Raw genomic sequence first — 13,978 nt, 5'->3', positions numbered from 1 at the left:
CCGAGGCGCCGGACGTTCACCGATACGCTGCAGCGTACTGGATGCCCCGCTTGAAGCGGGGCACGACCCGAAGGAGCGCTTCGAGTTCAATTTCCCGTAGCACCGTTGCACGACTGCGCTAGACTGAATGCCTACGCTCCAAGGGCGCGCCATGAAACGTTACCTCATCTTCGCAGCCATCGGGCCGTTCATCGGCGGCTTCCTGCTGCTGCTCGCCACCACCTACCAGTCGGGCTATTGGACCGAGACCCATGGTGGCGAGGTTGCGAAGCTGTTCGCGGTGTTCGCGAAGTCGCTGCAATACAACTACCTGTTCGGCATCGTGCCGGCGTTGATGTTCGGCGCGATCGACGACATCCTGATGCATGTCCGGTCGATTTCGGCCGTGGTGCGGATGCTGCTCGTCGGCGTGATCGCATTTGTCGCGGCGGCGCTGACGTATGCCTCGCACGGACCGGACAGCGGCGTCGCGCAGTTCGTCATCTACGGGCTGGTCGGCTTCGTGCCGGGCGTGATCTCGTCCTGGGCGGCACACAAATATGCCGAGGAGCTGCAAGCCCCGGCAACGTCGGCGCAATGATACTCAACGTCGTGTAACCCTCACTCGCGTCGTCATGTCGAGGCGAGAATGCAGACTCACATCCTCTCGATCGTTATGCCCGCGCATGCGGGCATCCAGTACGCCGCGGCCTCTCGGCTCAAGCACTGTCGTCTCTGGAATACTGGATCACTCGCATGCGCGACACCTGCTGTTTGACAAGAGCGCCGTTTGATGTGTGAATCGGAAACTCATCCTACGGCCTCGGGCAGATGACACAGCGGTAATGTGCCGCAACTTGCATCGTGCGAGCGCGTTACCATGTCATGACCATGCCCGAGGACGACATCTTCACGCCCCATCGTGCGCGATCGCGGCCGCCCTTCGGCGGAGCGCAGGCGCGCGGCAAGGTCATCGATCAGGATGGCCGCGAAATCCCTGATGCCGCGCCGTTTCAGCAGTTCGACGGTTTCCAGTTCGATTTTCGCACCTCCAGCGCCAATCCGTTCGGCGAACTGACGCGCGAGCAGCGGCTGGCGCGGCTGGAGATGATCGCAAAGCTGCTCGACGTCGCCTTCATCCTGCCCGGCACCAATATTCGCTACGGCATCGACGGGATCATCGGCCTGGTCCCGGTGATCGGCGACATCATCACCACTGCGATCTCGCTGTGGCTGGTGCGCGAGGCGCGCCTGCTCGGTGCGCCCTGGCACATCACCGCGCGGATGCTCGCCAACGTCGCCGTCGACGGCGTGGTCGGCCTGGTGCCGGTTGCGGGCGATGCGTTCGACGTGATGTTCCGTGCCAACATCCGCAACGTGCGGCTGTTGCGCCGCTGGCTCGACAAGCAGCCGCGGCAATAAGCGCATCCGCAAGCAAACGGCCCAAAACAAAAGCCCCCGGAAATGTCCGAGGGCTTTTCGTTACGGCGAGGCAGAAACAGTTAGGCGGCGTCGGCGTCAGTCTGGGCAGGCGCAGGACGCGGGCGGCGCGGCAGCGGGAAGGCCTCGCTCTCATAGAGCGAGCGGATGCCGTTCTGGTCGAAACGGGCTTCCTCGACCTGCAGATAGGCGCCGTTCAGCGAATCCGCGGGCAGCTCTTCCATCGCAAAGCGCACGGCTTCGGCGGCGGTGCCGAAACGGCGATAGGCGAAGCCGGCCCGTTTCTTCTTGCGGATCGCGGCGGGGAACAGTTCGGCGGACGTGTTAAAGTTGAACGGACGCATGGGACGCATGGTCGACGACCTCTTGTCTTTTTGGCGCTAGCGCGGCGAAGGGATTTTTGGGGACGGCGGGCTGCGACGGGCGGCGCACCGTACATGTCATTTCCGCTGCTAATATAGGCTTCTTTGACAGAAATGCGACCCCAGAACCGCCCCGGCAAGGCACATGATGAATCCGTGCATGGCACGGGAACCGGTCCGATAAGTCTATATATTTCAAACAGTTGTGTTGATCATAGCTTGTCGAGCCAGGCCAGGATCAGGACCACGACCAAAATTACCCCGAAAAGGCCCATTCCGGAATGGCCAAAGCCGTAGCCGTAGCCGCGGATGCGGCCGCTATAGCCGCCGAGCAGGATAATCAGCAGGAGGATGATGAGGATCAATCCAAGCGACATGGCGCCCTCCTCAAAACAGGCGGCAGCCGCTCGGCGAGACGCCGACGGCCCCGCAAGCACAGCAAATCACATTCCGGCTTGCGAGTCCTCGGTCGTGACGCCGATCACGTTGATGTGGTGGGACGAGACTGACGCTATTTCGGGTCGAGCTTCAACGCCGCCGAGTTGATGCAGTAGCGCAGGCCGGTCGGCCCGGGACCGTCGTTGAAGACGTGGCCGAGATGGCCGTCGCATTTCGAGCACAGCACCTCGGTGCGGATCATGCCGTGGCTGGTGTCCTGTTCCTCGTCGATGTGGCTCTCAACCGCGGGCTTAGAGAAGCTCGGCCAGCCGCAACCGGAATCGAACTTCTGGTCGGACTCGAACAGCGTTTGCCCGCAGCCGGCGCAGACATAAGTGCCCTTGCGCTGCTCATGTTCGTATTCGCCGGAGAACGGACGCTCGGTCGCCTTCTCGCGCAGCACGGCATACTGCATCGGCGTCAGCTCCTTGCGCCACTCGGCCTCGCTCTTGTGGACCTTGCCGCCAGTCTTGGTGTCGGACATTCAACCTCCTTTGCGAGATGCTCAATTGGTGACCTTGCTGCCGTTCACCAGCGTGGGCTTCTCGATGTAGTTCGCCGCGAAGATCTTCTTCAGGTTCTCGACCTTCGGGATGTCGTTGTACGCAATATAGGGTTGGTTCGGGTGCAGCGTCAGGTAGTCCTGGTGGTAACCCTCCGCCGGGTAGAACGCCTGCAGCGCGCCGACCTTGGTCACGATCGGCTTCGGATAGACCTTGGCCGCGTTGAGCTGGGCGATATAGGCATCCGCCACCTTCTTCTGCTCGTCGCTGGTGGTGAAGATCGCGGAACGATACTGCGAGCCGGTGTCGGGGCCCTGGCGGTTGAGCTGGGTCGGATCGTGCACGACCGAGAAGAAGATCTGCAGGATCTTGCCGTAGGAGATCTGCTGCGGGTTGTACTTGATCTCGACCGATTCCGCGTGACCGGTGGTGCCGGTCGAGACCATGGAGTAGTCCGCGGTCGCCTTGTTGCCACCGGAATAGCCTGAGACCGCGCTGACGACGCCGGCGGTGTGCTGGAACACGCCCTGCACGCCCCAGAAGCAGCCGCCCGCCAGCACCGCGGTCTTGATGCCGCTCTCCTGCGCGTCGGTCGCAGGCGGCGGAATGATCACGGCGTCCTCGGCCGCCTGCGACGGCGCGACGGCAAAGGCGGCGACGGCCAATGCGCCGATCGTGGCGGCGCACAGTGAAAGGCGGCTGAGGGTGCGACGGGACATGGGTTCCTCGTGGGATCGCGGTTGGGGCCAGTCTAAAGCGTGGGCCGGCGTGCGCAATCGGCCTGCTCCGACCCCTCAAGATACGGCCAAGCAGCCGCCTTGTTACGGCTGATGTCACACGGTTTCGTGAATAAAACCGCGTCGATGCAGTACCTTAAGCGTCAGCCGCGCGGTCATGTCGCGCGGCAGGATTGAGGTCCGAAGACCTGGATGTGTCAGACCACCACGCTCAGCCGCTTCGCGGCGCGGGTGATGCCGGTGTACAGCCAGCGGGCGCGGCTGTCCTGGAACGCAAAGCTCTCGTCGAACAGCACGACGTCGTCCCATTGCGAGCCCTGCGACTTGTGCACGGTCAGCACATAGCCGTAGTCGAATTCATCATACGGCTTGCGCTGCTCCCACGGCACGCCCTCGACGCCGCCATCGAAACATTCGCCGCGCACCGAGACCTTGGTGACCTTGTGGCCGAAGTCTTCGTCCGGCATCACGCGCATGGTGATGATCTTGGATTTCGACTGCGCGCGCGCCTTGACGCGCCACAGCCCGCCGTTGAACAGGCCCTTCTTGCGGTTGTTGCGCAGGCAGACCAGCTTGTCGCCGGCAACGGGCAGGGGATCCTCGATGTTCTGCCGCTGCCGCACCCGCACGTTGTAGGCGCGGCGGGTGTTGTTACGGCCGACCAGTACCTGATCGGCGCCCATCACGCGGTCGGGGTCGAGCTCCTTGCGCGAGACCACCTCGCTCTCGCCATGGCGGCCGATCTCGAGCTCGCGGCCCTCGCGGATATCCATCGACATCCGCACGATCGGATCGTCCTGCGCCTGACGATGCACCTCGGTCAGCATCGCGTCCGGCGCGGCGTCGGTGAAGAAGCCGCCGCCCTGGATCGGCGGCAACTGCGCGGGATCGCCGAGCACCAGCAGCGGGCAGTCGAACGACATCAAATCGCGGCCGAGCTCGGCATCCACCATCGAACATTCGTCGATCACGATCAGCTTGGCCTTCGAGGCCGGCGCGTCGTCCCACAATTCGAAGCTCGGTTGCTCGACGCCGGATTCGCGGGCGCGATAGATCAGCGAATGGATCGTGGAGGCGTTGTCGCAGCCCTTGTTGCGCATCACCAGCGCCGCCTTGCCGGTGAAGGCGGCGAACTTCACCTCGCCGTCGACGCCTTCGGCAATATGGCGGGCGAGCGTGGTCTTGCCGGTTCCGGCATAGCCGAACAGACGAAACACCTGCGGCGTGCCGCCCTGGCCTGGCTTGGCTTTCAGCCAGTCGGCAACGGCTTTCAGCGCGGTGTCCTGATGCGGCGTAAATGTCGTCATGGGCTTTCGGAAGGAGTGAGCGCGCGACCGATAACGCCGCGACTCAAGCGAACACAAGCTAAACATTCATGCGTGCCGATCAAGCCAGCTTCCGCTCGGCGGAATTGGAGTTTCGCGCCCGAGGCTAGACTTGACCCGAGGCGGCACTAGACTGCCGCAAAACAACAAGCGGTCGGGACCACAACAAGTGGTCGAGGGCGCGACCTTGGGAGTGACGCGATGAAATTCGGCATCTTTTACGAGCTGCAACTGCCGCGCCCCTGGAACGACGGCGACGAGCTCAGGCTTTATCAAAACGCGCTGACGCAAATGGAGACTGCCGACCGGCTCGGCTATGATTACGCCTGGGTCGTGGAGCATCATTTCCTCGAGGAATATTCGCACTCGCCGGCACCGGAGTCCTTTCTCGCCGCCGCCGGCCAGCGCACCAAGAACATCCGGCTCGGCCACGGCATCTTCCAGCTCACCACCAATCATCCCGCCCGCGTTGCCGAGCGGGTCGCGGTGCTCGATCTCCTGAGCAACGGCCGCTGCGAGTTCGGTATGGGCGAGAGCGCTTCGATCACCGAGCTGACGCCGTTCGGACGCGACATGGAGACCAAGCGCGAGGTGTTCGAGGAAGCCGTCGAAGCGATCTTCCCGATGTTCAGCAAGGTCGGCACCGAGCACCATGGCAAGTATTTCGACATCCCCCTGCGCAACGTCGTGCCGAAGCCGGTGCAGAAGCCGCACCCGCCGCTCTGGATGGCCTGCTCGCAACTGCCGACGATCGAGCGCGCCGGGCAGAACGGCTTCGGCGCACTCGGCTTCCAGTTCGTCAGCGCGGAAGCCGCGCATGCCTGGGTGCACGCCTATTACAATGCGATCACCAAACGGCTGAAGAAGCTCGCCGACTATGAGATCAATCCGAACATGGCGCTGGTCTCGTTCTTCATGTGCGCGGAGACGGACGAGGAAGCCCGCCGGCGCGCCGACGGCGCCACCTTCTTCCAGTTCGCGCTGCGCTATTACGGGCAGTCGCAGAACCGGCAGCGCCCGGCACCCGGCACCGTCAACATGTGGGACGAATACAACAAGTGGAAGCGCGAGAATCCCGAGGCGCAGGAGGCCGCGCTGCGCGGCGGCTTGATCGGCTCGCCGGAGACGTTGCGCAAGAAATTGCGTCGTTTCCGCTCGTCGCATATCGATCAGGTGATCCTGCTCAACCAGGCCGGCAAGAACACGCATGAGCATATCTGCGAGTCGCTCGAATTGTTCGCCAAGGAAGTGATGCCGGAATTCCAGCACGATCCCGAGCACGATCAATGGAAGAAGGGCGTGCTGAGCGGCGCGATTCAGCTTGAGGAGATCGGCACCGAAGCGTTCAGGGATCGCTACGGTAAACTTGCGGTCAATGTCGGGCAGAAGAGTGCCGCCGCAGGCTGATCGAATCCTGTGCAGCGACCTCGCGATCGCGTGAGGAAAATAATTCGCTACACGCTATCTGCGACTTGAAAGAAACGACATGCGCGATGCCCGCACCAAAGTGCGGGCATCGCTATTTTTCCGGAGTGCTCGACAGCTTCATTGGCCGCCCCCATCATCCTGACGTCGCATGATCGTGCAGCGCACCGCACCGCGCATGATCGTCAGGAGAGTTCGTTGCAATGAAGCGTCGTGAGTTCCTCAAATTTTCGCTCGGCTCCGCGGCCGCGGCTGCGCTGTCCCAGCGCGCGCTGGCGCAGACAGGCGCGAAGGACATTCGTATCGGCTATCAGAAGAACGGCGTATTGGTTGTCACGCGCCAGCGCGCGGCCCTGGAAGATCATTTCCGGCCGCAAGGCATCGATGTGAAATGGGTCGAGTTCTCCTCCGGTCCGCCGATGATGGAGGCGATGAATGTCGGCAGCATCCATTACGGCGCGGTCGGCGATTCGCCGCCGGTCTTTGCCCAAGCTGCCGGCGCGGCCATCGTCTATGCCGCAGGCCAGCCCATCACCAACGGGCAGGGCATCCTGGTGCCGCGGAATTCGGCGATTGCAACCATCGCCGATCTCAAGGGCAAGCGCATCGGCTTCACCAAGGGATCGAGTGCGCACAACATCGTCATCCAGACGCTGGAGAAGGCGGGGCTTACCTATGACGACATCACGCCGGTCTACCTGACGCCGCCCGATGCCGGTCCGGCCTTTGCCAATGGCGGCATCGACGCCTGGGCGATCTGGGATCCGTATTTCGCGATCGGCGAGACCAAGCAGAACGGCCGCATTCTGGTCAACGCCCGCGAGATCACCAAGACCAACTCGTTCTACATTGCCAACCGCGACTTCGCGAAGAACAACGGCCAGCTCCTGCAGCAGATCGTCGACGTGACGGCGTCGACGGCGGCATGGGCGCAGGCGCATCCCGAGGAGGTCGCGAAATCGCTGGCCGCCGTCACCGGCGTTCCGCTCGACATCCAGACCATCGCAGCGAAGCGGGCCGGCTTTTCGGTGGGGCCCGTCACCGACGAGATCATCGCAACCCAGCAGGGCGTGGCCGACCGCTTCTTCAAGCTCGGCCTGATTCCGAAGCAAATCGCGATCCGCGACATCGTCTGGCGCAACCCCCAGACCTGATCGTTTTTCCTTGGTCAATTCAATGCAAAGGACGCCATCATGACGCGCTTGCTGCGACGCTGGGTCGCCCGTGCGGTGCTGTCGCTCAGCATCGTCGCTGCGACCGTCGGCGCATCCTACGGCCAGGACAAGGTCGTGCGCATCGGCTACCAGAAATACGGCAAGCTCGTGCTGCTGAAGAGCAAGGGCTCGCTCGAGCAGAAGCTGAAGGCCGCCGGCTACAAGGCGGTGTGGACCGAGTTTCCGTCCGGTCCGCCGCTGCTCGAAGCGCTCAATGTCGGCGCGATCGATTTCGGCAACACCGGCGAGGCGCCGCCGATCTTCGCGCAGGCCGCCGGCGCGCCGATCCAGTATGTCGCCTATGAGCCGGCCGCGCCGAGAGGCGAGGCGATCCTGGTGCCGAAGGACAGCCCGATCAAATCGATCGTCGAGCTGAAGGGTAAGAAGATTGCGCTCAACAAGGGATCGAACGTCCATTATCTCCTGGTCAGGGCACTGGAGCAGGCCGGCGTCAAATATTCCGAGGTCGAGCCGGTGTTCCTGGCGCCGGCCGATGCGCGCGCTGCCTTCGAGCGTGGCGCAGTCGATGCCTGGGTGATCTGGGATCCGTTCCAGGCCGCCGCGGAAGCAGCAACCGGCGCCCGCACGCTGGCGGACGGCGCCGGCATCGTCGCGAACTACCAGTTCTATTTCGCATCAAAGGCGTTCCTGCAGCGTGATCCGAAGATCGTCGATCTCGTGCTCGCGCAGTTGAGCGAGGTCGATGACTGGGCGAAGGGCGACATCCACGCCGTGGCCGAGCAGCTTGCGCCATCGATCGGGCTGTCGGTGCCGGTGGTGGAAGTCGCCCTGAAGCGCCAGGCCTACGGCATCAAGCCGATCACCGATGCCGTGATCGCGGACCAGCAACAGGTGGCCGACACGTTTTTCACGCTCGGCCTGATCCCCAAACAGATCAAGATTTCTGACGTCGCATGGAGGCCGGGCACGTGAGCACCCCAATCAACGCCAACATCCTCTGGTTTCTGCCGACCCACGGCGACAGCCGCTATCTCGGCACGGTGCACGGCGGCCGTGAGGTGAACTTCAACTATCTGCGCCAGATCGCACAGGCCGCGGACCAGCTCGGCTATTACGGCGTGCTGCTGCCCACGGGACGGAGCTGCGAGGACTCCTGGGTGGTGGCCTCCGCCGTTGCGCCGTGGACCGAGCGGCTGCGCTATCTCGTGGCGGTCAGGCCGGGCCTGCAGTCGCCGAGCGTCGCCGCGCGCATGACCGCGACGCTGGACCGGCTGTCGAACGGCCGCCTCCTGATCAATGTCGTCACCGGCGGCGATCCCGTCGAGAACAAGGGAGACGGCGTTTTCTTAGGTCACGACGAGCGCTATACGGTGACGCGCGAGTTCCTCGGCGTCTACAGCGATCTGTTGGCGGGCAGAACCGTCAATGTCGAGGGCAAGCACATCCGGATCGAGGACGGCAGGCTGTTGTTCCAGCCGGTGCAGTCGCCGCGGCCACCGCTGTATTTCGGCGGTTCGTCGGATGCCGGCATTGATGTCGCCGTCGATGCCGTCGACAAGTACCTGACCTGGGGCGAGCCGCCGGAGCAGGTCGCCGAGAAGGTCGCACGGGTGAAGGCGGTGGCTGCACAGCGCGGCCGCAAGCTGTCGTTCGGCATCCGCCTGCATGTGATCGTGCGCGAGACCAACGCCGAGGCCTGGAAGGCCGCCGATGAGCTGATCCAGTACGTCACCGACGATACGGTGGCCGCCGCGCAGAAGATTCTCGCGCGGATGGACTCGGTCGGCCAGCAGCGCATGGCGCAGCTCCACGGCGGACGGCGCGACAAGCTCGAGATCAGCCCGAATCTCTGGGCCGGCGTCGGCCTGGTGCGCGGCGGCGCCGGCACCGCGCTGGTCGGCGATCCCCAGACCATCGCCGCGCGCATCAAGGAGTATCAGGACATCGGCATCGATACCTTCATCCTGTCCGGTTACCCGCATCTCGAGGAGGCCTATCGCTTCGCCGAGCTGGTGTTCCCGCTCTTGTCGCTGGCGCGGCCGGACAACGTGACACCCCTTCGCGTCAACACCGGGCCGTTCGGCGAAACCATCGGCAACGACTATCGTCCGCAGAAACAGGCATCGCATTCATGAGCTTGATAGACAGTCTACCGCGCGTCCGCACGGCGAAATTGCCCCGCGTCGACGGCCTGATCCCGTGGATCGTGCCGCTTGCGATCATCGTGCTCTGGCAGCTCGCCTGCGTCACCGGCTTTGTGCCGTCGCGCGTGTTGCCGGCGCCGACCGACGTCGCGCTGGCGGGATGGAAGCTGCTGCTCTCCGGCGAGCTGATCCGCAACATCTGGGTCAGCTTCTGGCGTGCCAGCATCGGCTTTCTGATCGGCGGCAGCATCGGCTTCGCGTTCGGCCTCGCCAATGGCCTGTCGCAACTGTCGGCGAAACTCACCGACACGACGTTGCAGATGGTCCGCAACATCCCGCATCTGGCGCTGATCCCGCTCGTCATCCTGTGGTTCGGCATCGACGAGTCGGCCAAGCTGTTCCTGGTCGCGCTCGGCGTGTTCTTCCCGATCTATCTCAACACGCTGCACGGCATCCGCACCGTCGATCCGCAACTGATCGAGATGGGCCGCATCTACGGCATGACGGACGGTGAACTGTTTCGCCGGGTGATCTTCCCGGGCGCACTGCCGTCGATCTTCGTCGGCCTGCGGTTTGCGCTCGGCATCATGTGGCTGACTCTGATCGTAGCCGAGACCATCGCGGCCTCGTCCGGCCTCGGCTACATGGCGATGCAGGCGCGCGAGTTCATGCTGATCGACGTCGTCGTGCTCTCGATCCTGATCTATGCCTTGCTCGGCAAGCTCGCCGACAGCGCCTCGCGCGCGCTGGAGCGGCTCACCCTGTCGTGGCATCCCGCCTTCCAGAAGAAGTGAGTGAATGAGAATGCAAGAAGCGCTTCGTTTCGAATCCATTGATGCCGAGCCGGTCGACCGCGCCGACGTCGTCGTGAAGGCGCGGCAGTTACGGCAAAGATCGGAAGGCGCAGCCCGCGGCCTGTCGTTGACCATCCGCGGCTTGCGCAAGGCGTTCGGCGACAACGAGGTGTTGCGCGGCATCGACCTGCATATTCCGGCCGGCCAGTTCGTCGCGATCGTCGGCCGCAGTGGCTGCGGCAAGAGCACGTTGCTGCGCCTCGTCGCCGGTCTCGAGGCGCCGACGGCCGGGAGCATTGCCTTTGGCGAGCAACTCCGTGCGCAGGACATCCGCGTCATGTTCCAGGAGCCGCGGCTGCTGCCGTGGGCGCGCGTGCTGTCCAATGTCGAGGTCGGATTGGGCCGTGAGCGCGCTTCGGCCGACGCGCAAGCGCGGGCCGAGCAGGCGCTGGTCGAGGTCGGCCTCGGCGACAAGCGCGCGCAGTGGCCGTCGGTGCTGTCGGGCGGCCAGAAGCAGCGCGTCGCACTGGCGCGGGCGCTGGTCAGCCAACCGCGTGTGCTCGCCTTCGACGAGCCGCTTGGCGCGCTCGACGCGCTGACCCGGATCTCGATGCAGCAGTTGCTCGAGCGCGTCTGGCAGGACCAGGGCTTCACCGCGATCCTGGTGACGCATGACGTCGCCGAGGCGGTCGCACTTGCCGACCGCGTGCTGGTCATCGAGGACGGCCGTATCGCGCAGGACATCACGATCGACCTGCCGCGGCCGCGCCGGCGCGGCTCCGCCGGCCTCGCCGCGCTGGAGGGCGAGATTCTGAAGCACCTGCTGGAAGGCAGTGACGAGACATCCGATCTGTGAGGTTGCCATGAACCCCGTCGTCCGAAACATCTCGGTTGCGCCCGCGGTCTCCGCCACCGACTTCCGTGGCGCGATGCGGCATCTCACCGGCGGCGTCAGCGTCATCACGGCGGGGCGCGGCACCGACATTTCGGGGATGACGGTGACCTCGGTGTCGTCGCTGTCGGTCGACCCGCCGTCGCTGATCGTCAGCATCAATCGCGCGGCCTCGTCATGGCCGCTGATCGCACGCCACGGCGTCTTCGGCGTCAACATCCTGACGGCGGACCAGCTCGATATCGCCGAACGCTTCACCGGCAAGGATGGCCTGAAGGGTGCGGACCGGTTTGCCGGCGCCGAATGGACCACGCGCGCCTCAGGCGTACCGTTGCTGATCGGGGCCCTTGCCGCAATCGATTGCGAAGTCGAGGAGACGATCGAGCGGCATTCGCACGCGATTGTCATCGGTCGCGTGCTCGATGTGATCGCCTCGCAGCGGACCGCCGCGCTGGCCTACTGGCACGGCGAGTATGTCGCGATCGACAAGGAAGAGGACGCCGCAAGGCTGGCCGAGGTCAGCCTGCCGTCGCGTCACGTCCATGCCCGGGGACACCCTAGGTGAGATCATGGCCCGCGATGCGGGGCTGTCGAGTCTGAGTCTTGTTCCCTCGGGGGAACGCCGACGACGACAGTCCTCGATGCGCCGCGGCCTCGCTGCCGGATTTCAACGGCCTGACGGGGGCGGTGGCCGGGCGCGGCATGTTGCCTGTGGCGCTTCGCGGAACGACCGATTAAAAGCCGGCGAGATCTCGGAGACGCGATGGTTCGATGAAACGCGTGGGAATCTGGCTGTTCTATCTCGTCGGCGCGCTCGCCATCGGCTATCTCGCGCTGTACGCCTATGTGACGTTCACCGGTCGCAACGTCACGCCTGGCGACCCCATCCACATCTTCCGCAAGCCCGACGCGCCGAGCTATTCGTGAGGCGTGGCAATCACACGAACGGCCTCGCCGTTTGGGCTCCTCAACCTGCCGTCGCCAGCCGCTGATAGTCGGGTGCGCCGTTGCCGGCCGGGGTGATCGGGATGCCGCCGTCGGCATATTCGTTCAGCTTGTTGCGCAGCGTGCGGATCGAGATGCCGAGGATGTTGGCGGCATGGGTGCGATTGCCGAGGCAGTGCTTCAGCGTCTCCAGGATCAGATCGCGTTCGACGTCGGCGACGGTACGGCCGACGAGCGCCCGGGTGACCTGCTCGGCGGCGAGCGTCGCGTGCGCCACGGCGGGTGCGGTCTTGGCGAGATCGAGGCGGTCACCGTCGGGCGTGAGGATCGCCTCGGCTCCGATCTCGTCGCCCTGGGCCATCAGCACCGCGCGATGGATGGTGTTCTCGAGCTCGCGGACGTTGCCCTGCCAACGGTTCGCGGTGAGGATGCGCCGGGCTTCCGCCGAGATCGGGCGGACCGGCACGCCGTTGGCCTCGGCGTATTTCTTGGCGAAGTGCTGCGCCAGCTCGAGAATATCGGTCGGGCGGTCGCGCAGCGGCGGAATCTTCAGATTGACAACATTGAGGCGGAACAGCAGGTCCTCGCGGAACGTGCCTTCGCGCACGGCGTCAGCGAGGTTGCGGTTCGAGGTCGCGATGATGCGGATGTCGACCGGCACCGGCCGGGTGCCGCCGACGCGGTCGATCACGCGCTCCTGGATCGCGCGCAGCAGCTTGGATTGCAGCCGCACGTCCATCTCGGAGATTTCGTCGAGCAGCAGCGTGCCGCCGGTCGCTTCCTCGAACTTGCCGATGCGGCGGGCGATCGCGCCGGTGAAGGCCCCCTTCTCATGGCCGAACAGTTCGGATTCCAAGAGGTGCTCGGGAATCGCCGCGCAGTTGATCGAGATGAACGGGCGCTTGGCGCGGGCCGAGCGGGAGTGAACGTAGCGCGCCAGCACCTCCTTGCCGGTGCCGGACTCGCCGGTGATCATCACGGAGGCGTCCGAGCCTGCGATCTGCTGCGCGAGCTTGATCACCTTACCCATCGCCTCGTCGCGCCACACCAGGTCGCGCGCGTCATTGGCGACCGCGGCGAGCACGGCTGCGATCAGTTCGGGGTCGGGCGGCAGCGGGATGTATTCCTTGGCGCCGGCGTGGATCGCGGCAACCGCGGCACGGGCATCGTTGGTGATGCCGCAGGCCACGATCGGCACGTGGATATGCTCGGCCTCCAGCCGGATCACGAGGTCGCGGATGTCGAGGCCGACATCGACCAGCAGCAGGTCGGCGCCCTTGCCGCCGCGCGCCACGCTCATCGCCTGTTCGGCGGTCTCGGCGTGGGTCACGGTTGCGCCCTTCTCCATCGCGATCTTGGTAGCGGTCGTGAGCTGGCCCTTCAGGGTGCCAACGATGAGAAGCCGCATGAGTATCTCCTGTTCGTCTGGTCGCGCGCGCCCCGCGCGGCATCGTTAAGGTTAGGAGCGTTCCGCCTTGATGATTTCCGTCATGGTGACGCCGAGCTTGTCTTCCACCAGCACCACTTCGCCGCGCGCCACCAGGCGGTTGTTGACGTAGATGTCGATCGCCTCGCCGACGCGGCGGTCGAGCTCGAGCACCGTGCCCGGTCCGAGCTTGAGCAGGTCGCCGATTTCCATCTTGGAGCGGCCGAGCACCGCCGAGACCTGCACCGGCACGTCGAACACCGCCTCGAGATCGGCGGCGATGCGCGAGGCATGTTCGTCTTCGTTGTAGCCGATATCGTCGATACCGGGCGCCTCGGACGAATTGAGGTCGGGAAGCGGGACGTGTGCGTCAGTGTCGCTCATGGTTCTGCC

Annotated in this window: 17 protein-coding genes; 10 read left to right on the top strand and 7 right to left on the bottom strand. The window is 64.6% G+C overall.

Features of this window, described 5'->3' with window-relative positions; genetic code table 11:
* The first annotated feature begins 151 nt into the window (after nt 1-151).
* Both P6U25_RS31895 and P6U25_RS31890 read left to right on the top strand, forming a co-directional pair.
* Entirely contained in the window at nt 152-580 is a 429-nt protein-coding gene (locus P6U25_RS31895) for a DUF5413 family protein (protein ID WP_407148708.1), read from the top strand.
* 284 nt (nt 581-864) lie between these two features.
* Nucleotides 865-1,401, top strand: a complete 537-nt coding sequence (locus P6U25_RS31890) for a DUF4112 domain-containing protein (RefSeq protein WP_407148707.1) — start codon at nt 865-867, stop codon at nt 1,399-1,401.
* An 80-nt stretch (nt 1,402-1,481) separates the two neighbouring features.
* Here the strand turns inward: P6U25_RS31890 and P6U25_RS31885 are convergent, their stop codons facing one another.
* The 5 genes from P6U25_RS31885 to P6U25_RS31865 form a co-directional block, all read right to left on the bottom strand.
* A complete protein-coding gene (locus tag P6U25_RS31885) occupies nt 1,482-1,772 on the bottom strand; it encodes a hypothetical protein (protein ID WP_407148706.1) in 291 nt (96 codons plus the stop codon).
* Between the two features lie 221 nt (nt 1,773-1,993).
* Entirely contained in the window at nt 1,994-2,158 is a 165-nt protein-coding gene (locus P6U25_RS31880) for a DUF3309 family protein (protein WP_407148705.1), read from the bottom strand.
* 134 nt (nt 2,159-2,292) lie between these two features.
* Complete coding sequence (gene msrB / locus P6U25_RS31875; RefSeq protein WP_407148704.1) at nt 2,293-2,703, bottom strand: peptide-methionine (R)-S-oxide reductase MsrB; 411 nt, start codon at nt 2,701-2,703, stop codon at nt 2,293-2,295.
* 21 nt (nt 2,704-2,724) lie between these two features.
* The gene (gene msrA / locus P6U25_RS31870; RefSeq protein ID WP_407148703.1) at nt 2,725-3,441 is read right to left on the bottom strand and encodes a peptide-methionine (S)-S-oxide reductase MsrA; all 717 of its coding nucleotides are present in this window, start codon (nt 3,439-3,441) and stop codon (nt 2,725-2,727) included.
* A 215-nt stretch (nt 3,442-3,656) separates the two neighbouring features.
* Nucleotides 3,657-4,766 carry an ATP-dependent RecD-like DNA helicase gene (locus P6U25_RS31865; protein WP_407148702.1) on the bottom strand — a complete coding sequence of 370 codons (1,110 nt, stop codon included), beginning with the start codon at nt 4,764-4,766 and terminating at the stop codon, nt 3,657-3,659.
* A 219-nt stretch (nt 4,767-4,985) separates the two neighbouring features.
* Here P6U25_RS31865 and P6U25_RS31860 point away from each other — a divergent pair, with 219 nt between their 5' ends.
* The 8 genes from P6U25_RS31860 to P6U25_RS31825 all read left to right on the top strand — a co-directional run bounded on the left by P6U25_RS31860 (nt 4,986) and on the right by P6U25_RS31825 (nt 12,141).
* Nucleotides 4,986-6,191 carry an LLM class flavin-dependent oxidoreductase gene (locus tag P6U25_RS31860; protein ID WP_407148701.1) on the top strand — a complete coding sequence of 402 codons (1,206 nt, stop codon included), beginning with the start codon at nt 4,986-4,988 and terminating at the stop codon, nt 6,189-6,191.
* Nucleotides 6,192-6,412: 221 nt separating this feature from the next.
* On the top strand, nt 6,413-7,363 hold the full coding sequence (locus tag P6U25_RS31855; protein WP_407148700.1) for a sulfonate ABC transporter substrate-binding protein: 951 nt from the start codon (nt 6,413-6,415) through the stop codon (nt 7,361-7,363).
* Nucleotides 7,364-7,402: 39 nt separating this feature from the next.
* Complete coding sequence (locus tag P6U25_RS31850; RefSeq protein ID WP_407148699.1) at nt 7,403-8,356, top strand: sulfonate ABC transporter substrate-binding protein; 954 nt, start codon at nt 7,403-7,405, stop codon at nt 8,354-8,356.
* A complete protein-coding gene (gene ssuD, locus P6U25_RS31845) occupies nt 8,338-9,519 on the top strand; it encodes an FMNH2-dependent alkanesulfonate monooxygenase (protein ID WP_407148698.1) in 1,182 nt (393 codons plus the stop codon). The genes P6U25_RS31850 and ssuD overlap by 19 nt, the downstream gene beginning before the upstream one ends.
* Complete coding sequence (locus tag P6U25_RS31840) at nt 9,516-10,322, top strand: ABC transporter permease subunit (protein ID WP_407148697.1); 807 nt, start codon at nt 9,516-9,518, stop codon at nt 10,320-10,322. Before ssuD ends, P6U25_RS31840 begins: the two co-directional genes overlap by 4 nt.
* Nucleotides 10,323-10,332: 10 nt before the next feature.
* Nucleotides 10,333-11,178: an ATP-binding cassette domain-containing protein gene (locus tag P6U25_RS31835; RefSeq protein ID WP_407152668.1), complete on the top strand. Its 846-nt coding sequence runs from the start codon at nt 10,333-10,335 to the stop codon at nt 11,176-11,178.
* A 7-nt stretch (nt 11,179-11,185) separates the two neighbouring features.
* Entirely contained in the window at nt 11,186-11,779 is a 594-nt protein-coding gene (locus P6U25_RS31830) for a flavin reductase family protein (RefSeq protein WP_407148696.1), read from the top strand.
* Nucleotides 11,780-11,985: 206 nt separating this feature from the next.
* Nucleotides 11,986-12,141, top strand: coding sequence for a hypothetical protein (locus P6U25_RS31825; protein ID WP_407148695.1), 156 nt, complete (start codon nt 11,986-11,988; stop codon nt 12,139-12,141).
* Between the two features lie 40 nt (nt 12,142-12,181).
* Here the strand turns inward: P6U25_RS31825 and P6U25_RS31820 are convergent, their stop codons facing one another.
* Both P6U25_RS31820 and fliN read right to left on the bottom strand, forming a co-directional pair.
* Nucleotides 12,182-13,567: a sigma-54 interaction domain-containing protein gene (locus tag P6U25_RS31820; protein WP_407148694.1), complete on the bottom strand. Its 1,386-nt coding sequence runs from the start codon at nt 13,565-13,567 to the stop codon at nt 12,182-12,184.
* A gap of 51 nt (nt 13,568-13,618) precedes the next feature.
* Entirely contained in the window at nt 13,619-13,969 is a 351-nt protein-coding gene (gene fliN / locus P6U25_RS31815; RefSeq protein WP_407148693.1) for a flagellar motor switch protein FliN, read from the bottom strand.
* Between the last annotated feature and the right edge of the window lie 9 nt (nt 13,970-13,978).

The organism is Bradyrhizobium sp. ORS 86 (assembly GCF_045571475.1).
Classification (GTDB): domain Bacteria; phylum Pseudomonadota; class Alphaproteobacteria; order Rhizobiales; family Xanthobacteraceae; genus Bradyrhizobium.
The sequence above is the reverse complement of the archived record's forward strand: the minus strand, read 5'-3'. Positions and strand labels throughout refer to the sequence as shown.